Annotated in this window: 31 protein-coding genes; 2 read left to right on the forward strand and 29 right to left on the reverse strand. The window is 40.4% G+C overall.

Going from position 1 to position 24,188, the window contains the following annotated elements; genetic code table 11:
• Nucleotides 1-17 precede the first annotated feature (17 nt).
• The 10 genes from D6853_RS09595 to D6853_RS09640 all read right to left on the reverse strand — a co-directional run bounded on the left by D6853_RS09595 (nucleotide 18) and on the right by D6853_RS09640 (nucleotide 7,963).
• The gene (locus D6853_RS09595) at nucleotides 18-2,066 is read right to left on the reverse strand and encodes a HelD family protein (protein ID WP_120657780.1); all 2,049 of its coding nucleotides are present in this window, start codon (nucleotides 2,064-2,066) and stop codon (nucleotides 18-20) included.
• Between the two features lie 83 nt (nucleotides 2,067-2,149).
• A complete protein-coding gene (locus D6853_RS09600) occupies nucleotides 2,150-3,235 on the reverse strand; it encodes a hypothetical protein (protein WP_120657781.1) in 1,086 nt (361 codons plus the stop codon).
• A 26-nt stretch (nucleotides 3,236-3,261) separates the two neighbouring features.
• Nucleotides 3,262-3,972 (reverse strand): DUF4272 domain-containing protein, encoded by a 711-nt coding sequence (locus D6853_RS09605; protein WP_120657782.1) that lies wholly within the window; start codon nucleotides 3,970-3,972, stop codon nucleotides 3,262-3,264.
• A complete protein-coding gene (locus D6853_RS09610) occupies nucleotides 3,959-4,561 on the reverse strand; it encodes a rod shape-determining protein (RefSeq protein ID WP_120657783.1) in 603 nt (200 codons plus the stop codon). Before D6853_RS09610 ends, D6853_RS09605 begins: the two co-directional genes overlap by 14 nt.
• A 42-nt stretch (nucleotides 4,562-4,603) precedes the next feature.
• Nucleotides 4,604-4,993: a hypothetical protein gene (locus tag D6853_RS09615; RefSeq protein ID WP_120657784.1), complete on the reverse strand. Its 390-nt coding sequence runs from the start codon at nucleotides 4,991-4,993 to the stop codon at nucleotides 4,604-4,606.
• A 74-nt stretch (nucleotides 4,994-5,067) separates the two neighbouring features.
• Nucleotides 5,068-5,451 (reverse strand): DUF2127 domain-containing protein, encoded by a 384-nt coding sequence (locus D6853_RS09620; RefSeq protein WP_120657785.1) that lies wholly within the window; start codon nucleotides 5,449-5,451, stop codon nucleotides 5,068-5,070.
• Between the two features lie 23 nt (nucleotides 5,452-5,474).
• Nucleotides 5,475-5,894 (reverse strand): pyridoxamine 5'-phosphate oxidase family protein, encoded by a 420-nt coding sequence (locus tag D6853_RS09625; RefSeq protein WP_120657786.1) that lies wholly within the window; start codon nucleotides 5,892-5,894, stop codon nucleotides 5,475-5,477.
• Between the two features lie 31 nt (nucleotides 5,895-5,925).
• A complete protein-coding gene (locus tag D6853_RS09630; RefSeq protein ID WP_120657787.1) occupies nucleotides 5,926-6,618 on the reverse strand; it encodes an SGNH/GDSL hydrolase family protein in 693 nt (230 codons plus the stop codon).
• 90 nt (nucleotides 6,619-6,708) lie between these two features.
• On the reverse strand, nucleotides 6,709-7,206 hold the full coding sequence (locus D6853_RS09635) for a rhomboid family intramembrane serine protease (protein WP_120685638.1): 498 nt from the start codon (nucleotides 7,204-7,206) through the stop codon (nucleotides 6,709-6,711).
• Between the two features lie 121 nt (nucleotides 7,207-7,327).
• Entirely contained in the window at nucleotides 7,328-7,963 is a 636-nt protein-coding gene (locus tag D6853_RS09640; protein WP_120657789.1) for an esterase, read from the reverse strand.
• A gap of 163 nt (nucleotides 7,964-8,126) precedes the next feature.
• Here D6853_RS09640 and D6853_RS09645 point away from each other — a divergent pair, with 163 nt between their 5' ends.
• Entirely contained in the window at nucleotides 8,127-9,044 is a 918-nt protein-coding gene (locus D6853_RS09645; RefSeq protein ID WP_092250682.1) for a magnesium transporter CorA family protein, read from the forward strand.
• An 8-nt stretch (nucleotides 9,045-9,052) separates the two neighbouring features.
• Here the strand turns inward: D6853_RS09645 and D6853_RS09650 are convergent, their stop codons facing one another.
• The 13 genes from D6853_RS09650 to D6853_RS09710 all read right to left on the reverse strand — a co-directional run bounded on the left by D6853_RS09650 (nucleotide 9,053) and on the right by D6853_RS09710 (nucleotide 18,515).
• Nucleotides 9,053-9,577, reverse strand: a complete 525-nt coding sequence (locus tag D6853_RS09650) for a hypothetical protein (RefSeq protein WP_120657790.1) — start codon at nucleotides 9,575-9,577, stop codon at nucleotides 9,053-9,055.
• 1 nt (nucleotide 9,578) lies between these two features.
• Nucleotides 9,579-10,100 (reverse strand): SF0329 family protein, encoded by a 522-nt coding sequence (locus D6853_RS09655; RefSeq protein ID WP_147367737.1) that lies wholly within the window; start codon nucleotides 10,098-10,100, stop codon nucleotides 9,579-9,581.
• A gap of 8 nt (nucleotides 10,101-10,108) precedes the next feature.
• The gene (locus tag D6853_RS09660; RefSeq protein WP_120657792.1) at nucleotides 10,109-10,663 is read right to left on the reverse strand and encodes a hypothetical protein; all 555 of its coding nucleotides are present in this window, start codon (nucleotides 10,661-10,663) and stop codon (nucleotides 10,109-10,111) included.
• 32 nt (nucleotides 10,664-10,695) lie between these two features.
• Nucleotides 10,696-11,130 (reverse strand): VanZ family protein, encoded by a 435-nt coding sequence (locus D6853_RS09665; RefSeq protein WP_243108333.1) that lies wholly within the window; start codon nucleotides 11,128-11,130, stop codon nucleotides 10,696-10,698.
• Nucleotides 11,131-11,248: 118 nt separating this feature from the next.
• Nucleotides 11,249-12,067: a GNAT family N-acetyltransferase gene (locus D6853_RS09670; protein ID WP_120657794.1), complete on the reverse strand. Its 819-nt coding sequence runs from the start codon at nucleotides 12,065-12,067 to the stop codon at nucleotides 11,249-11,251.
• Nucleotides 12,068-12,127: 60 nt separating this feature from the next.
• Entirely contained in the window at nucleotides 12,128-13,018 is an 891-nt protein-coding gene (locus D6853_RS09675; protein WP_120657795.1) for an AraC family transcriptional regulator, read from the reverse strand.
• A gap of 411 nt (nucleotides 13,019-13,429) precedes the next feature.
• Nucleotides 13,430-13,999, reverse strand: coding sequence for a flavin reductase family protein (locus D6853_RS09680; RefSeq protein WP_158588717.1), 570 nt, complete (start codon nucleotides 13,997-13,999; stop codon nucleotides 13,430-13,432).
• 139 nt (nucleotides 14,000-14,138) lie between these two features.
• A complete protein-coding gene (locus D6853_RS09685; protein ID WP_120657797.1) occupies nucleotides 14,139-14,615 on the reverse strand; it encodes a hypothetical protein in 477 nt (158 codons plus the stop codon).
• Between the two features lie 315 nt (nucleotides 14,616-14,930).
• A complete protein-coding gene (locus D6853_RS09690; RefSeq protein ID WP_120657798.1) occupies nucleotides 14,931-15,647 on the reverse strand; it encodes a sulfite exporter TauE/SafE family protein in 717 nt (238 codons plus the stop codon).
• Nucleotides 15,648-15,675: 28 nt separating this feature from the next.
• A complete protein-coding gene (locus D6853_RS09695; protein ID WP_120657799.1) occupies nucleotides 15,676-16,359 on the reverse strand; it encodes a GNAT family N-acetyltransferase in 684 nt (227 codons plus the stop codon).
• Entirely contained in the window at nucleotides 16,356-17,519 is a 1,164-nt protein-coding gene (locus D6853_RS09700) for an MFS transporter (RefSeq protein WP_120657800.1), read from the reverse strand. The genes D6853_RS09695 and D6853_RS09700 overlap by 4 nt, the downstream gene beginning before the upstream one ends.
• Nucleotides 17,520-17,585: 66 nt before the next feature.
• Nucleotides 17,586-18,065: a hypothetical protein gene (locus D6853_RS09705; protein ID WP_120657801.1), complete on the reverse strand. Its 480-nt coding sequence runs from the start codon at nucleotides 18,063-18,065 to the stop codon at nucleotides 17,586-17,588.
• Nucleotides 18,066-18,098: 33 nt separating this feature from the next.
• Nucleotides 18,099-18,515 (reverse strand): GNAT family N-acetyltransferase, encoded by a 417-nt coding sequence (locus tag D6853_RS09710; RefSeq protein ID WP_120657802.1) that lies wholly within the window; start codon nucleotides 18,513-18,515, stop codon nucleotides 18,099-18,101.
• Between the two features lie 209 nt (nucleotides 18,516-18,724).
• Here D6853_RS09710 and D6853_RS09715 point away from each other — a divergent pair, with 209 nt between their 5' ends.
• A complete protein-coding gene (locus D6853_RS09715) occupies nucleotides 18,725-19,639 on the forward strand; it encodes an Rpn family recombination-promoting nuclease/putative transposase (RefSeq protein ID WP_158588720.1) in 915 nt (304 codons plus the stop codon).
• 45 nt (nucleotides 19,640-19,684) lie between these two features.
• Here D6853_RS09715 and D6853_RS09720 read toward each other — a convergent pair whose 3' ends face one another.
• The 6 genes from D6853_RS09720 to D6853_RS09745 all read right to left on the reverse strand — a co-directional run bounded on the left by D6853_RS09720 (nucleotide 19,685) and on the right by D6853_RS09745 (nucleotide 24,120).
• Nucleotides 19,685-20,488, reverse strand: a complete 804-nt coding sequence (locus D6853_RS09720; protein WP_120657804.1) for a MerR family transcriptional regulator — start codon at nucleotides 20,486-20,488, stop codon at nucleotides 19,685-19,687.
• A gap of 51 nt (nucleotides 20,489-20,539) precedes the next feature.
• Nucleotides 20,540-21,154, reverse strand: coding sequence for a 5' nucleotidase, NT5C type (locus D6853_RS09725; RefSeq protein WP_120657805.1), 615 nt, complete (start codon nucleotides 21,152-21,154; stop codon nucleotides 20,540-20,542).
• A 22-nt stretch (nucleotides 21,155-21,176) separates the two neighbouring features.
• Entirely contained in the window at nucleotides 21,177-21,428 is a 252-nt protein-coding gene (locus D6853_RS09730) for a TIGR03905 family TSCPD domain-containing protein (protein WP_120657806.1), read from the reverse strand.
• 62 nt (nucleotides 21,429-21,490) lie between these two features.
• Nucleotides 21,491-22,321, reverse strand: coding sequence for a metallophosphoesterase (locus D6853_RS09735; protein ID WP_120657807.1), 831 nt, complete (start codon nucleotides 22,319-22,321; stop codon nucleotides 21,491-21,493).
• Complete coding sequence (locus D6853_RS09740; protein ID WP_120657808.1) at nucleotides 22,311-22,991, reverse strand: zinc dependent phospholipase C family protein; 681 nt, start codon at nucleotides 22,989-22,991, stop codon at nucleotides 22,311-22,313. Before D6853_RS09740 ends, D6853_RS09735 begins: the two co-directional genes overlap by 11 nt.
• A gap of 40 nt (nucleotides 22,992-23,031) precedes the next feature.
• Nucleotides 23,032-24,120: a hypothetical protein gene (locus D6853_RS09745; RefSeq protein WP_120657809.1), complete on the reverse strand. Its 1,089-nt coding sequence runs from the start codon at nucleotides 24,118-24,120 to the stop codon at nucleotides 23,032-23,034.
• Nucleotides 24,121-24,188: the final 68 nt, after the last annotated feature.

The following is a 24,188-nucleotide window of genomic DNA, read 5'->3' on the forward strand; positions in this document are numbered from 1 at the left end:
TTTATAAAATTTTATTTTTAGCGGTCCGCCAATCCCGTCCCCAACGGGCCATTGGCCAAAACAGCAAGACGCTGCGTAGCTCTGGATATAGCTGTGTACAGGCAATGCTTTCCGAGTTCGTCCGAAGGATAGGCTTTTGCATCGGCGTCAGCAAGGATCACATTGTCAAACTCAAGCCCCTTAGCAAGCGCCAGTTCAATAAGAAATGCGCCGCTCTTTGGCAGGCTGTCATTTTCAGAAATAATCTGCGGAGCTTTATCTCCGAGCGCTTCCGCAAGCTTTTCAAGGCTGTAACTGTTTCTGCATATAACCGCGGTAAGGCCGTCTTTTTTGCCGAATTCATCTATCTGCGCCTTTAGTTCCTCGTAGTATTTTTTTTCGGAATCACAGCTCTTTACAACAACTTCTTCTCCCGATCGTCTTACCGATGAAACCAGCATTTTCTTTTCATTCGGAAGGAGAGAAGCAAACATTTTAGTTATCTCGGGTGAGCTTCTGTAACTTGTCATTAGCGGAAGAAGCGCAAATTCTTTTCCCGCTGCCTCTGCCATCTCTTTTATCTGTGCAAAAGAAACTGTGCCACCCCGAATTGCCTGGAACTCATCGCCAAGCAGCATAAAACGAGCATTAGGAAAATATTTACCAAACACCATTAACTGCGAAGCTGTGTAATCCTGCACTTCGTCTATCATAACATACCGCACGTTTCTGTCACATATACCTGTAAGCTCCATCTTGGTAAAGAGCCACTCAGCAGCGGTAATATACTCGCTTCCGAGGATTCTCTGCGCAACACGCTTGACGTTGATGAAACCATAACGCCTTATAAAGCTAAGCGCTCCGCCAAAATCGTTTTCAATGCGATTATCCTCCGCGGCATCGGAGCCTGCTGTGCTTTCGGACTCATCATTAAAGATATCCTTGTTTCGAAGTATGTTTTTCGCTCTTTCTTCAATTTCCTCCGAAGTTGTTTGGATCAGACGAACTCCCATCGGGAATTTAGAAAACTTTTTTATCACGGCAAACACATCGCTCTTAGACATCACAAGCTTGCCGTTATGAGTAATATCGTAAAAATCATCCTCTTCGGGATCAAGCTTAAGCAGCTCGTCATGAATCTTCTGCAAACTTGCATCGTCCGTGCCGTCATATTCATTGTCAGCAAAAGGAACGCCCACTTTTTTCAAAAACTCATGCCATGTCAAAGTCGGCGGATTGGTCTCTCCCAGATCCGGAAGGACGTTATCAATATAATCGCGAAATACGGGATTAAGAGTCAAAAGACATACCTGCTCTGGGCGAAGTGTCTTTCTCTTTTGATAAAAAAGATATGCTATTCTCTGCAAAAGAACCGAAGTCTTGCCGCTACCTGCAATACCACTGACCAAAAGAACCTGTACATCGGGATAACGGATTACCTTGTTTTGTTCTTTCTGAATTGTGGCAGTGATCGCCTGCATCTTGTCAGAGCGAGTCTGCGAAAGAGATTTAAGAAGCATCGGATCTTCGATCGCGATCTGTGTATCAAAAAATGAAACCAGTTTGTCCTTATTTATATCAAACTGGCGACGAAGCTTAAGTTCAACGGGGATGGTCCTGTCATCAACCGTATAGCTTGTTTTACCGTTTTCCTGATTGTAGTAAACTTCCGCAATCGGAGATCTCCAGTCTACAACCATCTGATCGTAGCCGTTTTCCGAGATCGCCGCTCGTCCTATGTAGTAGCTTTCAGGCGTACTCTCTCCTTCAAACAATAGCTCTATCTTGGCAAAATAAGGTGACTCGAGCAGTTTATTAACTGTATCAAGTCTTTTGCCAAGGGAATTACTCTCGACGTTGTAGGTATCAATGTAGCGATTCCATACCTCTATCTCAGCGAGAGTTTCCATTGTAGTCTCTATATCCGCATAATCAAAACGGATGTTGTCCCTGATATCGTTTTTGTCTTCAACCGCCTTCTCATTAAGGGCAGAGATCTGCTCCTCGAGATCTTTTTTAATCTTCAACAGTTTATTATAGGTCGTCGTCAAATGGGTCTGTTCTTTTTCAAATATTTCTTTTCCCATGTTATTTCTCCGTTATTTAAAAAATTCATTTGATCACGCCTATATTGTCTCTCATTATTGATTAGTATGCAATGAAAGAGTTTTTAATAACGATCCAGATCACAGAACTTGTACGCAAATGCGCTTAACATATCGCCGGGATCGTCTTTTCTGCTTCCCGGAACACTACACTCAAATTTTTGTATAGTCCAATCATCATTCGCTATAATTATTTTCACCGTGAGATCCTTATATTCATTCTCGTATGGATCAGTCTCTGCATTATTAAGAGTTTCTATATGCTCGACTGCGTTTTTGATATCATATATATATTCTATTCTCCGTGCCAGTAAAAAAGGAGTAGATTCATCTGTTTCAGTATAGTCACCATAACTAACGCAATTAAAGTAAAGCTTATCACTTGAAAAATCCACAACAGATGTTGTCGTATAACAAGGATCTCCGTCAACCTCTACTTCAATAACAGCTAGCCTCATTGTTTTCAAAAATTCATCTGTATCCTCTTTGTTCTTCGGAAGCCTCTTGATCATATCAAGATCGTGCTCATTAAAATCCTCCATCTCATTCTTGTACCATACGCATCTGACCGAATAGATTCTGTTCCCGTAGTCACTGAGCTTGGTAAGCGAGTCTTTTAACGGATCCATGCAGATGTATTCACCGTCGCGACTTCCGACGATCAACACAAAATGATGATAGCTCAAAAGAGAATTGCGATGAACCTTCACGATCGGATATCTGCCCTTAGACAGACAATCCTCTATATACTCGGCATTGACATAACTGTAGACATCCGCATGAAATCCGGCAAGGTCATTAAGCTCGGTCCACTGCATATTTCCTTCATCATCAAATACTTTTTCATTAGACAAAAGAACTGCAAGCTGTCCCGGATCCATTGCTCCTTCCGTTTCAGAGATCGCAGAAGCGATACATGTTGTTATGCATCCGGACGATCCCATTGTATATTCGGAATCACCGAGATGAATATCCTTCCATGCCGCGTCATCCTGGCGATAGCTTACTAAGCCCTCAGAAACAGGATAGTCTTTACTGCATTTCACGTTTACACCACAACGATTTTTGTACACTTGCGTACCTACAATGATTGCTGCTAGACATAGTACGCCTATGATTATAGTGATGATCGGTTTCTTTTTATTTTTCATTTATATTCTCCGTGTCAAAGTATTCTTCAAGTATCTAGATAGATATCAAACCAGTTATCAGCATCCGAAACAAGCCATTCCAGGCCTCTTCTTCTCTCTACAACAACTTCATGATTGATCTTGTAGTGTCCTTTGTGCTTAAGACCATATTCATGAGTTGCCCAGTGGTACCTATAATATAAATCCAACATATCAAGTATCTCTTCTAAGCTATGCATATTGACCTTTGCTTTAAAGTCGTCGTAGCTCTTACATTCGCTTACGATTTTAATTGCTTTCATATAATCCAAAGGATCTTTGGGTATTTTTATCTCATCAGTATCTATTATTCCCAACGCCCATACCAATACCCAAAAAATCTCATATTCCCAAGTAATGTGGATCAGATCAAGCTTTGTATATGTGCCGTCCCATACCGCTTTTTCTTTCGCATTCAAATAATTTTCAACCCCAAACCGCTCAAATGCTTCGGTAAACATGGACTTTGATTTTTCAAATTGATCCTTTAATGCATCATGAGCAACCTGAACAATCAATAAAGTTGAGATTGCTTTTTTACATATAGCGTCAACTTCCTTAAGCTTCGCTTCCGATGCATCCTCAATTTCGGGGAAACTTTCCAGATAATCAATTTGCAACTCCTTCAGGAACTCTATACTTTCTCTTTTCCTTTGCCCGGAAGATTTGCAAACCACTGTACTTTTCTTTTTTCCTCCAAAGATATCAAATATTCCCATACAAATTCTCCGGATCTACTCCCCATCTTTTACAATTGCTCTTAAAAATCTCAAACGCGCATTCAGCATATTTCTTGGGCTCATTCTTAGTAATCTCAATCGCACAATCAAGCTTCCCGCTGGTTTCTTCGGCATGTATAATAGCTTCTTCGTGAGTTATATCGTAAAGCTTAGTTTCTGAATTTATAACTGATACTCCGCCTTTATATCCAATCTTATACACAAGATCTTCATATGCTTTCTGCTCGATTTCGCTACATGGTTCATGCAGAACCAAAAGAGCTCGAGATGACCTTCTGAAAATCCTTCTCTTACCGCCGGCGCCATCGATATATTTTTTTACCATGTACCTTATCAGACGTTCCGCGTTGGCATAATCTACAATTTTCCCAAGAGCTATCGGGGCTATCAAGGTCATATTCTGCTTATCGGATTCGGGCAGCGTTTTATATGCATCTACACATTCATCCCCCAAACAAGTCAGCGTTTCCGTATCATTCCTTATCCAGACAAGAGCCTTCTCGCAGTGCATTTCCTTAGTTTTGTAGTTGTAAATCTTAATATCCGCTGCCGAATCAATAATATTCATCTACTTCTTCTTTCCTCCAATAAAACAAATCCCCGCAACCTTTTATTTCCTATACATCGCAAGCTCTATGCTGTCCATATACTGACAGAGCGAGTGATTGAACTTCTCGTAATTGATATTTTCAAACTCATCCGTAGCCTGAGCGACGCTTACATCGACAGCCTGAAGCTGATTGTAAAACGTGATCATGATAGGAACCTTGATAATATCTGACCTTCCTCGAATAGTCAGATTCATGGTCTCGGGGATATTCATGATATCTTCTTTACTGTTGATTTTAATCGGCGAACTCGCCACAAGAATTTCAGGATCACTGTAAAAATCATAGACGGCTGAAACACCTTTTTGAATGTGCTCCCAGCCAACCTTATAAGTCAGATCCCATCTTGAGAGCACCCATCCGTTTTCTTCCTTCGCAGCTATCAATTCCATACTTTTTTCCTCCTTTATCGACCGTTAATCTCTTTAACTATCAAACAATCGAGGAGTCAAAGATGTTGCAAAGGTCATTTACTTGCACTGCTGTTGCCGAAATATTGCATCAACATCAGTACAAGCGCTCCACCAGCCAGTATTCCGTCAACGATTCCCGCGGGAAGAAGGAACATCATAAGTGCGAGTGTGATCGATGAGATTATCACTGAAAGCGCAAGTCCCCACATTCTGTTTTTCAAAAGGCCCACAGCGCCTATAACTCGCAGCACTCCGAATATGACGCCTGCTACGATCATCAGATTTAAATTCTCTCTGAAATACTCAAGATTAAATCCGACAAAAGAGCTTTCGCCCGCCCCTGACAGCATAGCCGGTATCATCATTAGTGAACACAGGATTTCCATGAATCCGCCGTGGATTATCATTAATATCGCCGCAATCTTATACTTTTTCATACTTTCCCCTTTTGTTCCCAATTTTATTCAACACTGAAATTGTCAGTCTTTAAATCGCTGTAAAATCTGCCTTTCTTGGCAGTAAATTTAAGGATGCAGTAATCACGATCGGTGACACCGCCCTTGTAATACATGGTATCGCCCTTTCTCCAGATCTCGTTCTTGATCTCTTGATCGGTCAAAACCTCCATCGTTCCGATAAGCATAACCCCTGTGTACCTGATCAGTCCTTGGTGAAAAAAGTACAGACTCGCCTTGGGATTATTAAGAAACTGCTGAACCCTCATTGACGAAGTGTTTGTGGAAAAATAAAACTCTTTTAACCCAACCTGTTTTCTTGGCTTAAGCATCGCTTTGATGTTCGGAAATCCATTCCCATCAACCGAACCGACAAGCGCAGCCCTCTGCTTTCTGACAAACTGCTCAATCTTTACCTTATCCATTTTTTACCCCCTTAGCCCCTATAAAAATGAATTATATTTCTTTCACGCAATCTCTGATTGCTTTAACCACCTCACTTGTTAATTCCATGCTCTCGTCTTCCACTTTTTCTTTTACATGATTCCACTCATCATCAGGAAGCGAGAAATCAAACGACTTTTTAAAGTTCTCGGAAGGCATAGCTCCTGTGATAACTTTGGTCAATACCATTGCGACCAGATAATCCCCGACAGCCGACGCATGCGCTCCGTCGCGATAATACAGATCCGCATTCGAAATATCTTTAAGCTCGAACTTCGCATGCTCCCACACTTCTCCGACGGGCGCCAGCAGCGATTCCTGCCTAAATGCGATCTCTCTGTATCTTCTGTTCATCTCAGCCTGGTTCTCCGGCTTCTCTTTTTCCGCCCAAGTCTCAAATATGATCGGCGTCGTATCAACCTGCCTGCAAAGTTTTATTATCCTATCAACGTTTGCTACCGTGTCCTCTTTTGGCGGCATCGGATGTGCCTGCTCCTGGATAACACAGAAGTCATAGCCTCCATGCAGAATATTAAACCTTTCAGAGAAATATTCCTCTTCCATGTGCCACTTAAGCGACCTCCCGGAATAAGCCAGCATAAAAACCTCGGCCGGCTCGCCCGTAACGTCTTCAATCATCTGCTTTACCAGCTGTGGCATGTCATTCATATATGTATGGCTGTTGCCGATAAATAAAATCTTCATTGCAAAAATTCCTTTTTTCCGATGAACATCCGGTCACTACAAAATCCACTACTCGCTTGAATAACTCCAATTTTCATGTATTCCCCTTAATTAAACTCTAATCATGCCGGTTATCAGTATTATCGCGCCTATGACCATCCCTACAGCAAAAGAGATTCCATGGATCATGATGGATGAAATATCTGCGCGCTTTGCTGAGCCATTGATCACATTTGCCAAAATGAAGTATCCCAAAGTCCAATTTCCGTACCATGTTCCCAGCATGAACGGTGCACTGTCACGGCATCTCAGCTGCATTATCACAATCAGTCCTATAATGGAATAAATAATGACCGATCCGCCCACAAAGCTCTCTGTCCATCTATAAATCAATGAAAAGATCATATTTGAAACTGTGGCGGATATGATCGCGAACACCGCTATTGCAACGCTATTTATCTTTCCGTCGAGATAGATTGTTATAAAATACAATCCCAGGCAATTTGCTGCCAAATGGAATAAGTTTTCATGTAAAAAAGATGCCGTTATATATCGGTAAAACCGGCCTGCGATCAGATCAAATCCCTTACCGCATAAATACTTGTTCATACTTATGAATCGCCCGCATATAAACAATGCAATCCACAGTCCAATAATAAAATACACCGAAATGATGCTGTTTTTCACTTTTTTACTCCTGAGCGATACCTTTTGATGACTCATCTCCGCATCAATGATTACAATCCAGCACCCACGCAAACGCCTTCGCGGTCCGTATCTCTGCTTCCTTGAAGTGATTTCCTTCATTCCACTCGAGCGTGCAATCAACGCCTTGCTGCTTAAGCAGGTCAAAAGACATTTCTATACAATCCGCGACAGTTGCCATAACCGGATTTCTTGTCTTCGCCTCACGATTTCCAAGGCTTAGATAAACCTTATCCGCATGGATGGAGCGTGATTTCATATGATCAATAAAACCCGGAAACCATATTGAAGGCGAAGCTGCTGCCACTGCAGTAAAAAGATCTGTCTCATACGCTGCCCACAGAGCAAACAAGCCTGCCAGCGAGTATCCGCCGATACAGTATTTCTTTTGCCTACCAATATCATTAAGCTGCTCCAAGACTTTTGCCAGCGTTTCGCCCGCGAAGCCGCCAAAGGCCTCATCTCCAAACACTGCCGGCGCCTTCCATGGCGAAAGCTCTTTATTCCAGTCATCAACCTTGAAGGCGATCAAAAAGAAATCTTCTCCCGCGTTCTTTCGGATATAAGCAAGCTCTTTTTCCAAGCCCAAAAGCTCATGGTCGCCGATCATCTGAATCAAAACATTCGTCGAATTTGGATTCCCGAATTCATAACGTTCCATATATTCATCCCCGCTTTTTTAATTATACAATATTTGTGCCTTTTTAATGAGCTTTTAGGGTGATATGATATATGATAAAGGTGTCAAAAGTCATGGAGCAATTCGTTTATCATATATGTCAAAAGTCTAAAAGATATAAAATAAACCATGTCGGAGGATCATCATGTACTATCTTATCAAGAACACACTTGAAGAATGCAGCGCAGAGCAGTGTCACGATGCAGGATTTCCTTATGTTGCCGTTCTCACGCCGGAGCAATGGCTTGCTCAGAGCGAGAATTTTGACATGGGCATAGATCTTGATATGGAAAACGATGAGATCCTTACAACCAAGGCCGAAGTAAACTACGACTCGTTAACCGGAACCTTCTGCATTCCCGTGCAGTCGGCGTGTACCGATGAGCCTGAAAGTTTTTCTTTTGCCCTGGATGAAACCGGAATTATATTCATAGATAAAACAGACAGCGCCCTCAAGCTCGTTAAGCAGATCCAGCGAAACAAGAAGTGGCGCAAGCCTTCACTTGAGAGATTCCTCTACGATTTTCTTGAGCAGATAATTCACAACGACCTTCTGATCATGCAGCGCTATGAGCGCGAACTTGACGGAATAGAAAAAGAGATCATGACTGATGCCGAGGAGGCTCACATCCAGCGAAACAACGAGATTCGCGGCGATATAAGAGACCTTCGTACGCACTATGAACAGCTCCAGGATCTTGGTCAGGAGCTTGAAGAAAACGAGAACGGATTCTTTGAGGAAGACAATCTCAGATATTTCCACATGTTCTCAAGCAGGGTTGACAGGCTCTACGACGCCGCAACCCACCTTAGAGATTACACCATCCAGCTTAACGACCTGTATCAGTCTCAGCTTGATGTTAAGCAGAACCGCATCATGACGGTCCTTACCGTGGTAACAACAATCTTCATGCCGCTAACACTCATCGTTGGCTGGTACGGAATGAACTTCAAGTACATGCCCGAGCTCACCTGGAAGTTCGGATACCCCGTGATCATCGGCTTAAGCCTGCTCATCGTTGTCGGCAGTCTGACTTTCTTTAAGATAAAAAAGATCCTGTGACGGAGCTTTTACTCTTCGTTTGATATTGCTTCGAAAAAAGCTCTTGAAATATTTGCAAAACGCTTATGGTATCTTCCTTTGCCATATCCCGCCAGGTAGCCTCCGGTTCTATGAGTCCCTGAGGCTGTCTCTATCTGAATCTCCATCGCTGACCCATCATAAGCCTTAACTTCGGGAAGTTCTTCAGGCATAGACATAAAATCATTTTGACCAAGATCTTCCATTAGCTTATCCCAAGCATCTTGTGATATCGAATACTCTTCTTCCAAATACTCATCCGGAGGAATCTCTCCAGAAAAGACATCAATTTTGTTGTCAGAATATGGCTGAATTTCATATCCCTTAACCTGAAGATCATCGGTAAGTATATAAAACGATACTCTATCCACGTCTCCTCCGGTAGACATATATACAACCCTGGTAACTCCGGTAAGCGGCTCCTTAGAAACTGCGCCGCAGCCTGTAAGCTGCGCTATCAGTAAAAAAGATATTGAAAGTACAGCGATAAGCATCTTTGAACTCTTGTTTATCATCTTATTTGTTCCCCTTTTCTTCTTTAGTTCTAAATTCATATACTTCCTGAAGCCACATTGGTTCCGAATCTATACTGTCAGCCATTTTTTCGAGAGTTCTTTTTCCTACTCTTCTGTCGAGAATGGCAAACATCCTGACTATCGGATCATCGGAATGAATGCACTCCATGATATCAGTATTTCTATACGTTTCCAGCGCTTTGGCAAATTCATTATCTGTGTACTCAGTCCTTGTATTCATTGGATATTTTTCCATCAAATCCCAAAAGCCATCCCAGTACTCAGATATAGACATAGGCTCGGTCTTTTCTGCATACTTCATATCCAGAAAATATGAATTTACCGTCTCCCACGAAAACCTCTTGAATACTTTATTATCAAAATAAATCTCAAATACCTGGCACCCATCCATACCGACATATGCGGTGCAATTGTATCTGACTCTTCCGCGGAGCGAATCGGCAAGCATTTCGTTCTCCAGATATTTCCGCATTCCGCTCCAGGATTTTAGTATTTTCCCCATGCTTTATCTCACTTTTTAAGCCAAAAGCCCGGCCAATAACACTCTTTGTAATGCGTTTCTGCCGGCCATTCGTATCTGAAGTAATCTCGATATGATTCGTTATCTTTAAATCGTATCAGATCATCCATTTGAATCTCACTGAACCAACCTTCGTAATATTTTGACTTAGGGCCCCCCATGCCGCAGGGGGTATGACCTTCCGTCACATGACACCACCATGTAAAACCCTTTATGGTTTTTCCAATAACATTGCAAAAATCGATAAAAGCCTCGATATCATCAGGTGCACATATCATATCAATCCAGCCGTTTCCGACAGGTTGAACCCTTAGCACTTCCAAATATTCTTCAGGTGTAATTATCCTAACGTAATTTTCATCCTTAAAAAAATCGTTTTCGATCCATTGGTATTCCTCATACAATTGATTATCAGCGTTAATTCCCCATTTATAGGCTTCTAATGGTCCAAACGAAGCCTTTGTCATCAAAACGATTTTTCCATTTTCATCTTTTTTGGGCGAATACCTGTCATAAAACCATCGCCCTACTTTCTTTTGGTCCATAGTTATATCTTTATTCTGCAAAATTCGAGTTATTATTTAAAACTCTCAAAAGCATCCTTTCTACTTCCGCGAATCGCGAAAACAATGCACGCGCCGATCGCAACACCTAATGTATTTAAAAACAAGTCATCAACATCCGTATGTCTTCCGATGCAAAACAGCTGTGTGAGTTCTATAAACAAAGTGATACCGGCGCCGGCTTTAATAGTTTTTTGGATAGTATCAAGTCTTTTAAAACATATCGGCCACACGATTCCAACAGGGATGAACATCGCGATATTTGCGATAATGTTCATAAGCCAACCATCATAGCGGTCTACTAAGAAATAAAACGGAATGATACTGATCATATCATTGATATCTTCTTCAAGACCTAGCTTTGTTGTTTGAATCCTTCCATTTTCAAGATGAAATTCAAAATATACATACCTGGCTATTACCACGATGCATACGTAAACCAGAAGCATCTGTAATTCTCGTTTAAAAGAAAAAGTGTTGGTTTTCACCGCAACTATAAAACGCGAAATAATCCATATTATTGTTATAAATAGAAACATCTGAAAATATGTAATCTCAATCATTGTGTCAATCTCTTTCCTGTTCAACTACTACTGATTCTCCCATGGAGCAATCTCCGTTAAGCCACTGCCATTTTTCGTGCAGTTCTATTTTTCCGTTATCTTTTACAGTCGGTACACTATGGCACTTACCCGCGCGAATTTCATCATAGATATTTAAATGCTCATAATAAAAATCTATCTCGCCGGCTTTATTAACCTTTCCGACCATGAATCCCGTCTTTATTTCCCCACCGGAGTATTCAGCGAAAAAGTCAAAGTTTTTTTGATTATAATGAAAAACAGTATTTCCGTCCACCTCACCATTTTCGGAATTGATCAAAGGAACGAATTTTCTTCCGTTATAATCTATGTCTGTCATATTACGAGCTAATTCTTTTTCCATTACCTCGTACACGAGGATAGCGCCATTTTCAACAGGATATTTACAATGATCAACTGTTTTATATCCTCTCTTTATATACAATCGGCAAGCCGGTAATGATGCATCCAAAACAGCATTTGAATAATTTTTTGATATATCTTTTTCCAAACAATCCATGATATATGTTCCGTATCCGTTCCCTTGATATTCAGGAGCAACATATACTCTTGTGATATGGTTGTCCTTGTAGCAACCGGTGCCTACGCAAGTTCCATCAACAAAAAGAATTCCAACCAAGCCGGCCTCGATATCTTTTTTAATATTTTCTTTGCAATGCAGGTCACTGAAAAAATCAACAACCTCTTTGGGATAATACTTGGGGTAAGTGATTTTTATTGAGGTCTGAACTATGTTTAATACTTTTTCCAGATCTTTGGTTGTAGCGGATATATATTCTTTCATATATTCTTTTGTCCTTTATTTATAATAAACAGCTACCTCTTTCGAGATAGCTGTCCTGATTTATTTCTTTTTGATCGGAATCCACAGTTCACAGAATATTTCCGGTTTGGTTCCGTCATAGTAAAGTTCGTAGTCCGTCTCTGCGGAAGCCTCGTAGCCCATCTGCGGCAGAAACTCTTTATAGAATTTCACCCAGGTTTTTGCGATACAATCGCCGTCTTCTCCAACACAGTCAAAAACCACATATGTACCGGGATTGACATCCCAGATGCGGAAGCCTTTTTTCTCAAGCTCCGCCTGATCGAACTCAGCGGTGTCCTCATCGATAATGATTCCGATACCATAATCGAAGGTATCTTTTCCTTCTGTAGTCGGACTGCAGAGACCGTAGAGGTCGCGCTTTCCGTCCTCCCTAAGCATAAAGATCGGAGAAAGCAACTCTTTGCTGTTGCACTCTCCCCAGAAGTCCGCCACATCGTGGTTGGCTTCATCGTTAATAATTCCATTACTAAATTCTCTTACCAGCGCAATAAACTTCTTTTCTTTCGTTTGAACAATTCGATAATCCATACTCTTACCACCTTTCACGGATATAGTAATCGTAAGCGGATTAAAAAGCACAAGCTTGCCGGCGTCATCTCTGACTGTTTTCGGCGCGACACCATGAAATCTTGTAAATGCTTTGGTAAAGCTTTCCGGCGTCTCGTAGCCATATTTCATTGCCAGATCAGTGATCTTCGCATCGGTCTCCACAAGCTCTTTTCCCGCCAAAGACAATCGGCGGTTCCTGATATACGCGTTGGCCGTTAAGCCGGTCACGAAACTGAAAGCTCTGTGAAACTCATAGCTCGACGTGTGCACCTGCCTTGCTACGTCTTCATAGTTGATCTCCTCGAGAAGATGCTCTTCCATATACGTGATGGCTTTTTGTAATGCTTCGATCCATTCCATGCTTTTGTTCTCCTCCTTACACGTCCATTATGGACGTGTTCCGGAAAGGGTACATTTCCTAGTTTGCGAAAAATTGTCCGTATCATCAAATCTGGAATCATGATCTAACTATATTTATTTGATGATACATTATTCAAACCTAGAAGGAAAGAGATTTTTTTGATGTAGATCTTCTTTATACCAAATTATCAGAGCCGCTACAAAAATAATTCCAAAGTATATGTACGCTACATTTGATTTTGGGTATGTGTCAAATAACGAATTCCAATCATAAATTGCGCCTATAGAGTTTATAAAAGAATGGTAAATGGCACATGCCAGGACGCTCTTTGTGGATTTATAAATCGCAGCGGCTACAAATGACCATTTGCTTTATTGTTTCTTCATCCTGAATGTACCTAAGGTACGAGGTTACCGGTCTATTTTAAAATCTCCGATCTTGCCAAGCATCTTTCCCAGGCTATGGTATCTTCCTGAATAAATGACCGGATCCAATACCGTGAGGTCCACATCAAACGTATCTTCACACACAAGGTTTTCATCCATCTGAATATTTCGGATACGGCAAAAGAAAGTAGTCGAATCGCCGGTTTCAACTGTCTTCACCACTTCACATTCATAGACCCATCGGCTCTCATTTAAAATGGGAACATCCAGAACATCTCCTCGAACAACTTCATAGGAAATATCATCTTTGGCGCCGTCTTTCGCATGCTTTGAGCCGAAATAATCCATAAGCGGCAACATATCGGTGCTGACAAGATTAGCACTAAAGATACCGGTCCTGATAACATTTTTCTTGGTCATCTTAGTTCCTGCCATACTGATGACGAAAAGATATCCGTCACCTTCTTCATGTGTTGCGCTGGCCCAAGTGATGGGCGCAAAATTGTCCGAGCCGTCCTCATTATTCGTTCCAATAATAAACGATGGCTGAACACACATAGAATATATAGGATCAACAGATCTTCTTTTTGCCATATTTCCTCCCTTTATCTCATACCCTGAATCCGAATATCTTGATTTCAGAAAGCCTCTTATTCTCATATTCTTCCAGTTTCTTTTGATAGTATTTTTCGTTAAATGATATAAATCCCATAGCTGTCCTCTCAAGCTGCAATCATACAAGACTTACCGGCGCATAATAATACCAACTTATCGGTAGCCAGAAATACTTATGTTCATATACAATACGAACGTATCTATCACTATCATCAGCTATGATTTTTTCAATCTCATAATCCGGAAGCATATCAAAATCGTACATACATGTGTCTGTCATACCGGTGAAATATTCAACATCTATATTCCGTAAAGCAAATTCAGAATTATTTTTTTCCAGGTACTCCTGCACATATTCAGGTCCACCATCACAAACTATTATTTTTTCAGCCCTCATATGAACCCAGTATATATCGGACGCTTCAGCCTTTGTTTCCCCATATACTGTAATATCATCAGGCATATCAAGACATTCAATCTTAGAAATTGCGTGTATGCAAGCCAAATAATAGCCCATATAACTTGTTAGCATAATAGTTGCTACAACAACGATTATTACTGCTGATAATATTATCTTAAACTTCTTTTTCATCATACTATTTTTTGTATTTCTCCGTATCTAGCGCCATATAAAGATCTTCGCCCATCTTACGTTCGAAATATTCTCTAAGCATTCATCCCCGATTTTGCAGCAATTACTTCAGCGCAATGTGCGGCGATTCTGCTGTGATCTCCCCATGGCCCCGGATTGCAACTTTCCGCTTCTTTCAACAGGCTTTCAGCCTCTTCTATGGTAGGATACTTTTCCTTCGCAGATTTATTAACTTGTTTTTCAAAAAACACTATATCCAATCCCTCTTTATTTTCTTTGCGATATTTCCTTTAGCTATCAATTTCATATGTCTGTCCATCATATATTATTTACAACCATCATCACACCTGAGATTATCAGCAAGACGATAACCAGAATTTTAACTGTCTTTTCATTGAGGATCTTGCTGCTTTTTATTCCCAAAAATAATCCTATAAGCATGAACGGAAATAGGATAATCGCCTGCTTTATGCCGGAAAGGGTAAATATTCCAAGTACTATGTATAGGATTATTCTGAAACTATTTTCTACAATGAAAACAGCGCTGATATTAGCTTTGAATTCTTCGCTGTTATTACTTACTCTTCCGATATATGCCGCCAAAAGCGCTCCAACTCCGAACAATCCGCAAAGCACTCCTGATAGGACACCGATCACTCCCAGGAAAATCTTAGATTCTTTTAACTGTAGTTTATTAAACTCTCTCAAAAGAATCTCCGTCCCAATCAAAACAACAATGATTCCAAACACTATTTTTATATATCCGGGATTAACTTTCTTTAATAAAACAGCTCCGATAATGCTTCCTATCAAAACCAGAATTGAAAGCGGAATAAAAATAGCTTTGTTTAGTTTATTTCTGCTTTTCCATGTAAGAATAAGATTCGTAGGATAACCAAGGATCAATTCCACCGGAGAAATATTTATATTTGTTGTTCCGAAAGCCAGTATAGAAGTAAAAACAAGAGTATTGGCAAAGCCGCATAACCCTTTAATATAAAATGCAATCAATGTTGCAATAATCCATATAGTCATTTTAAGTCCCCCAAAAACTCTGCTACATCTATTTCCACATCCAAAAAACAGTATTGTCTGACTTTGTCATCCCGATGCTTTCTTGCAGACACATAGAAGCTTCATTTGTCTTTTCAACTTGTCCGAAAGGAATAAAACCTTTTGATAAATGACGACGAATCATTTCTTTTTCAAGCTCAGCTGCGTATCCTTTTCTACGATGCTGAGGTAAGACATACAAAAGTCCGATACTGCCTTCAAGATGCTCTCCGATAAATCCCACGATTCCTTCATCCGTTCGTCCGACGACAATGCCTCGGCGACTTATCACTTCTTTTAATTCTTCATCACTGATAAGATCATATCCGGCTGAAATAAACGGAAAATCCTCTAAAGTAGCCTCTCTGAAGGAAAGACTTTCGTTGCTTACCGGTATTCCTTTTTTCAGATATGCCATCTGGAAGCATTCCATATTTCCGGTAAAACCGTACTTTTCATAGACCCGCGCTCCCAGTTCTTTGTTTGATGTAAAAAGAAGCGATATATCTTTTGCCGCATTCTTTTCCAAAACATTCATGCCGAAATCCGCATCATCACATGCTATCATGAATGCTTTACTTACTTCATCAAGCACCAGGATTGCGCTTTCATCCCTGTAAATTTCTTTTCCGCTCCCGCGCTCCAAAATTCTTTTTATGTTTAAATTTTCTAATGTATTAATATTATTGCTCATACTTTTTTGATTACTTTATACGTCAACTCCAAGAATCCTATATTCATAACTGCAAAAATCAAAAGATAAATCGGCATGATTCCTATTCCGATTTCCTGCTGCAAAAGTCCAAACACCATAGGCATAAAGGTACTTCCAACATATGCCGACGCCATTTGAAGTCCGATAACCGCGGCTGAATATCTTTTTCCGAAATTGGTAGGTGCCATGTGCTGAATTGCAGGATAGACCGGTCCCATTCCGGTTCCTATAACAACAAAGCCGATCGCGGCGATCAAGTAACCGGGCGATGGTATGAATACCAGTGCAATTCCGATCAGTTCAACAACTATTCCAATCCTGATAAGAAGTCTGTCTCCAAGCCTGTTTGAAATAAAGCCGGAGATCAATCTTCCAAGCATCAGCCCGCCAAATATCAGTGAACCAAAAGAGGCAATGAGTTGATCGCTCATTCCTGTTCTCGTTCCCGCAAAAAAACTCGGCGTCCAAAGAAAACATGTAGCTTCACCCGCACAATACGCAAAGAACGCAATAAGTGTGAGAATGACACCGGGTGCTTTAATTGTCTCTCTTATACCCGCGCTGTTCTTGATCTCATCTTCTGCGCTTTCGGACTCTTTTTTCTTCCAAAGCGGCAAAGAGAAAATGCATATCAAAAGAATCCCCATCTGAACAAACGCCGTCCATCTGTAGCCTTCGTTCCATCTTGCATACTTCAGGGCCATAGCCATGATCGAAGGGCTGATGACCGCTCCGACTCCATAAAAGCAATGCAAAAAATTCATCACGGAACCGGAATAATTATTGGCCACATAATGATTGACGGAAACATCGATCGCGCCGGCGCCAAGGCCATACGGAATTGCAAATAAGAAAAGCATCGCGTACTGTCCTGAAATCGAAAATCCAAGAAGTCCTAGGATTGTCAGAAATACGGAAAAGATAACGATCCATTTGGTGTGAAATCTTTTAATAAATTTAGGACTTAGAAGCGCAGATATGATCGTCATGAATGAGATAGTCATAGAAACATATCCGGCGTAAGATGACGGAACGCCAAACACCATCTGCATCTTGGGCCATCCCGATCCCAAAAGAGAATCCGGAAGTCCGAGACTTATAAAAATCAGATATATTACCGCCAATAACAAAGAACCCATTTCAAAAGATCTCCTATCTTTATTGTATTTCTTATCAGCTCCGAAACCGCGTGGGCATCACTGCGCTCAAATTGTCGTATTGTCATCCTGTCCGCCTAAGCCTCTCTTTCTAAATTTCCATATTGTAATACCGATAACAGTTATTATCCATGGAATATATACAACGCCCAAAACAACAATAAAAAAGCCATATCCCATATCCCAAATCGCCGGCATGAACTCACCATGCAAACGATAATACAAAACCGTATCATGATTAAAAAAAAGCATTTCCGTGCACATACCGGAAACAATAGCTACAGCTGATAATCCTGCATATAGGATTCTCGGATTTCTTACATTAAATCTTATCAATAACAGTACACCTGCCGCCGCGACCCAGATAATGTATACATAATAAATATATTCGCCAAGATAATCTTCTAAAGCCCCGAACACCCAATCTCCGAAAGCAATATATACTGTCTCAAATCCAACACCGATAATAATTGCCAAAAGAAATTGTGAGATCACCTTTTTTCTCTTGTTATCTTTTGTCTTTTCCATTCGCACTCTTCCCTATTCTTCTATATCATTCCTTCAATTAAGTTCTTTTGTATAGTAATGTCTTTTTCCTGTATACGGATAGTTCTCAAGGGTAAAGACCTCGTTGTATCCGTGTTTTTTGTAAAACTCCGGTGCCTGAAAAGAAAAGGTATCCACAAAAGCATACTTGCAGCCGCGCCTCTTGGCTTCACTCTCAGCGGCGTTTAAAAGTTCGCTGCCGACTCTCTTTCCTCTAAGCTTCTCACTGACAAAAAGATAATGCACGCAAAGCCAATTCCCGAATGTTTCACCGGTTAATCCCGCAAGCTTTCCGTTGTTTTCATCTTCATAATATATTCCGAGCGGGACATTCTCTGATTCTTCGCGACTTTTGAGATTATATTCCTTTAGCATTTCAAAAATCTCATTTATATCTCGCTCGTCTCCATCCGCAGTAATTCTGAGGTTCATGCATTATTCTCCTATCAATTTTTGTCTTATAAAACATAGTACCACATCAAACCGCTATTTCTTAAGAAAATTTAAGACTTTTCTACAGCAAATCTTAAGAATTGTCTATTATAATAAAAAAAATCGACGGTCTTTCAACGGCCATTCTCATGTCGACATATGGCGGATTCGCCATAATCTTTATATTCAGAAAGGAATTTCATTCTATTATGTCAAAGACAAATGACAATCACAAACCAGTAACTTATGAAACAGCGACGGGAGAAATCGAATTCACTCTCATGAGTGACATGATGTTCCATTACGTAATGCAGAGATCCGAGAGAGCATTAACCGGCCTTGTATGTGCATTAAAGGGCATCTCCCCATCCGATGTAAAAGAACTGCTTGTAACCAACCCCATTGACCTTAGCAGCACCGGAAAAGAGACCATCATGGATATCAAGCTGACTCTCAATGACAACGAGATCCTAAATATCGAGCTTCAGGTATATCCTGACAAATACTGGATTTCTCGCTCGATATTGTACCTATGCAGAGCGTATGACAACATCGGAAAAAGTGAGAATTATTCCTCAATCAAATCAACTACTCTCTTCTGCATCACTGATCAGGAACTTATAAAAGGTGCAGAAGAAGAATTCTATGCAAAGTACCGTCTTACAAATATCAAAAGTCACAGCCTATATACTGATAAATTCGGGATAAATGTGCTACAATTAAACCACACAGATAAAGCAACAAAAGAAGATATCGATAACAATCTTGTCTACTGGGCAGATCTTTTTAAGGCGACAACCTGGGAAGAATTTAAAGCTCTAGCCAAGAACCATCCTGATATAGAGGAGGTCGGAACATTGATCTTTGAACTTAATTATGACAATCAAGCAAAAGAAATCTTAGAAGGCCAGCGCCGTTACAGAGAGCAGATGAACTCTCAATATACTGCAGGATACACTGATGCTGAAGAGAAATACGAACCCGAACTTGCGCAGAAAGAATCTAAAATTTCTGAGCTGTGCGATGAAAACACCGAACTTCGTGATGAAAACACAGACCTTCGTGACGAAAATGCCGAATTAAAAAGAAAAATAGCCGAGCTTGAAAAGGCTCAAAAAAATTAATAACACAAATGCCGGATCTCTCGATCCGGCATTTTTCATCATTCTTTATTCAACCGGGAAACAAACCTCAGTCACATACTCATCAGGATTCTGTGTCTGAGCCGGGCTCACATGATATATATTAAACATGTGTCCGTTCATCTTGTATCCGTTTTCTTTTATCCATGACGCCACCGTAGCGTACACTTCACCCATTTGGTCATAGCTGCCTTTGAGGATACAGCTGGCGACCTTAACCGCGGGAAGTGACTTAAACTTTACATGCTCTGTGTCGGTATAAGTACCTTTTACCGTCATCCATGCAATTATCTCAACGTTCTCTTCCTTGTATTCGTCATCAAGAAATTCAGCTGCTGCAAGACAAGGATCTGAAGGATTCAAGTTATTGCACTCGCTCCTCATTGTACTCCACAGCATGCCTTCATCCTCATAACGAGGAACTATCATATGAACCGTTGCCGCATATCTTTCCGGTATAGTCTTTACAGTTACATCATAACTCATGTTTTGCTCCTTCCTCAGCCTCTTACGTGCTGAATCCAGAAGCATCAGCTTATACTGCGTTTCTTCGGAGAGCTTGGATAATTCCTTTTGTCTTTCCGAAAAAAAATTGTCCATCATTTCTTTATCATCATAGTTATCAAGCATCTTGATAATATCTGCAAGGGAAAATCCCATATCTTTTAATGCCGTGATCCTTCCGATGGTAAAAAGCTGTTCCTCATGATAATACCTATACCCCGAAAACTCATCAATTTCCGCCGGTTTTAAAAGTCCGATATCATCGTAGTGACGCAGCATCCTGATACTTACTCTGGATAATTTTGAAAAATCTCCTATTTTAAGCATTTGTACTTACCTCCATGGATGTTTTCCTGAGCTCACTACAACGATAATCCCTCACATAATGTGAGAGTCAAGCATGATTTTTTCCTTGATCTGCTCCCAGCCGGAACACCTTGTATAATTGCTGCCCGGAAGCTCGTGCTCTCTGTTCCAGGGCCTGTCGATGACCATAACCTTTAAGTCCGGCAAATGGTCAAAAAACTTAAATGCCATGGGTGAATCCTCAATGGCATAGTCAAAAGACATCTTGTAATAGTCTTCAAGTTCCAGATTAAACTCGCCTTTTTTGTAAAAAAAGTCTCTTCCGTATTTATTGAGGCAGTAGAGTGTTGCGCGCTCCAAGCCGTGTTCATCGAGCCATCTTCTGGATGCTTCAAAAGAATTGGACGGACGTCCCGTTATGATAAAAACTTCGTGCCCCTTGTCTATAAGCTCATTAAGCACCTTCGATGCTCCCGGCGTCTCCTTATAAGAAAGAAGCACCTCCGGGCGATGGCCTTCGCTCATAAGCTGTTCATATTCTTCATCCGTCAGATCAAAAGACTCCTGCAGGTTAAAAAAACGTACCTCTTCGTAAGGAACGTTTTTTCCGAAAAACCTCGTTGCAATCTCGGTAAATGCCTTCGCCGTCTCGCAAAGACAATCATCAAAATCTACATAAAACCTCATTTAAGTAACCTCTTTTTACAAGTTATGAATTAAGCGCCTCGAAGATAGCCTTTGAAAGCTGGTCAGCGCAAGATGTTCCTCTTCCGCCGCAGTCATTTCCTTTAAGTATCTCAGCCGCATTCTTAGCGTCCTGACCTTCCAAAAGCCTGCCAATAGCTTTCAGATTGCCGTTGCATCCGCCTGTAAAGCGAAGCCCTGAAATCTTGCCGTTTTCATCGAGATCAAAATTGATCTCAGTTGAACATACTCCCTTCGGAGTGTAAGTGTAGTGCATAAAAAATCCTCCTAATAACCTAATCATTATAAATGATGTTTATATTTTGCAAAATCCGTTTTTCACTTCCCTATATCTATAAGCACCACCTCAGGATGGTTGAAAAATCTGGGATACGGCATCCTCTCCCTTGCAAGTCCCCTACTTACTATCATCTCGGTTCCGTTTCCGAGCTCATACAGTCCGTCAACATATTTAGGAAAAAGACCTTGATTAGGCGCCGCGGTTCCCATATGCAAAAAAGGTATCTTCCACTGCCCGCCGTGAGCATGACCCGAAACCACCAGATCAAAATCGTACTCTCTGTACACATCCACTTTTTCAGGTCTGTGTGATAAAAGAATTCTGTAATGCTCCGGATCTGACTTTTCACTTGCTTTGGTAAGCTGCGATCTCCACTCATCGTTCTTCATGTAGGTCGGATCGTCAACTCCGCAAATATCTATCTTGTTTCCTTTTATTTCTATTGTGCTCGCATTTCCCTCAAGAACGGTAACTCCCATGGATTTAAGATACTCTTTTGTTTCGTTTTCTCTTTTGCTCCAGAACTCGTGATTGCCGGTCACATAAAAACATGGATACTTTTTCGAGATTGCTTCCATGAAAATCTTGGCATTCGTATCACTAAACTTGTCATCAAAAATATCTCCGGACAAAAGAATTCCGTCAACTTTGCCTTTGTCTATCATATCCGTAAGACGTTTCTGATCTTTTCCGTAGTAACAAGAATGAAGATCTGTAACAAGCGCAAATCTGACAGGTGTATCGATCTTCCCTTTGCCTCTTATGCTGATGATCTCTGTAACAGGTTTTTCATACCAAACAGTAAGAATAATTATTAGAAAAAGAATAACCAAAAGAATCTTCCTTTTTTTCTTTGATTTATTTTTCATTATATAAAAATCCTTTTATAAGCTCACAAATCTTATTCGGTGCCTCTTCGATAAAATACTGATGCATATCAAAAGTAAAGTATTTATTCACGGAAGCATCAACCTTTTCTTGAATATTATACTGCGTCTTAGCAAAATGTTTTTTCATGGTAACCTGGTTTTCTGCAAAAACATAGTCTTCAAAATCAAGCTCTTTTGAATCATCCAACAGGTCAAAAATCTCTTTTGTACATTCACAATTTTGATATAGCCATTCATCAAATCTACGTGCTTCCGGATAATAAACCTCTTTAAACTCATCAAAGGTCATGGGCGGGATCAGTTTCTTTTTCAGCACACTCCAGATCATAATATCAAAACAGTAATCCGTCAGATTGTGAACACAGAGCCCTATCAAAAAAGCTTTTGTTCTGCTGTCTTTTTCCTGTGTCACATACTTATTCCAAAACTCTTTTATGTTCTCTATCCATCTGACATAATCCTGCGTTTCTCCCCACGGTCCGCAGCATTCAAAGCAGTGCGAATGAATCTTTTTCTCCATATACGAATCCGAAAACCAGACAGAATCGGGAGCTATGGAACCTAAAATAAATTCCGGCGTATTCTCTTTTATCTTCAAATGCTCAGCAAGCTTATAGGCAACAACCATGTGAGTCATCTGCAAAGCCATTATTTGTCCTCTTTTTCTATTTCCTTAGATATATAACACATTACTCTTCTCCCCATATTTCTACGAATCTGTCGAAATGCGGAAGTCTAATTTTCATGTAACCTCTTTCTTCATCGTTGACAAGATGCTTGTTAAGTAATCTGCTTCTATATACCGGATAGGAAGCTTTATTTTTCATTAGATTCTTTATATCTTCAGCCTTCCCATCCTTAGTTCTGCATATACATCTGATTACCTCTTTTTCACCCTTACTAAGTGATTTCCAAACCAGATCATATGAATCTCTGAACAATATTCTTTCAAATTCAGGAATGAGATCACTTATTGTTTCGTTCTTTTGCTTACCGTAATATAGCGAGCCCAATACCTGATATGCATATGCATATCCCTTAGTTTCTTCCTCTATTTTTTTTGCTTCCAGTGTGTCTATTTTCAATAGTTTTTGATACATTGCAGTGATATCAAATTTGTTTAATCCTTTTATCTCAAGCTCATCAGCCCTTTTAAAAAACGTTAAATTTTTCTCTGATGAGAACTCTTCAATATTTTCGGCTAGACCGGTCACAACTAAATAAATACGCATTCCTTCCAATATCATCGATCCTATCATAGATAATAGTTTGACCATTTCGGGAGTCTTCGAAATATCATCAACACCAACAAGGACATTGTATTTCTTTTTATTCGCTTCAGAAACCATTTTAACGAGCGTTGCTTCATCTGAATAATAATGCTCATTTTCAGCTATCTTTTTTCCAATATTGACTTCACCTTTTCCCGAAGCCACGTAAATATCTCCACTTGCCGATACCGAAGAACTGACTTCTGTTGTCCTGCTCTTTGAATCAATAAAGCTTTCCATGCTCATTTTAGATATAAGAGTCTTAACAACGTCTCCGGCGGCAGAAAGAGGATATACCAACCACTTCTTATTATCCTTCAGTGTACGTATAACCTTTCCATACTCTACTGATTTACCGGCCCCTCTGAGCCCGGTTATTTTATAAACATATTTTGATGACTCATCGCTTGTAAAATTATCTATTATTTCATCTGCTATTTTGGTATCAATATAGGCTGCACCGGCAATTCCGGGGGTTCTGGTAAAAGGATCTACTCTTTTCTCCATAACATTTCTCCATTTTTATCATTTATTGCAGTTTTTATGTTTTGTTATTATTATACCACACATTTTAT

The sequence above is a fragment of the Butyrivibrio sp. X503 genome (assembly GCF_003625475.1).
Taxonomy (GTDB): domain Bacteria; phylum Bacillota; class Clostridia; order Lachnospirales; family Lachnospiraceae; genus Butyrivibrio.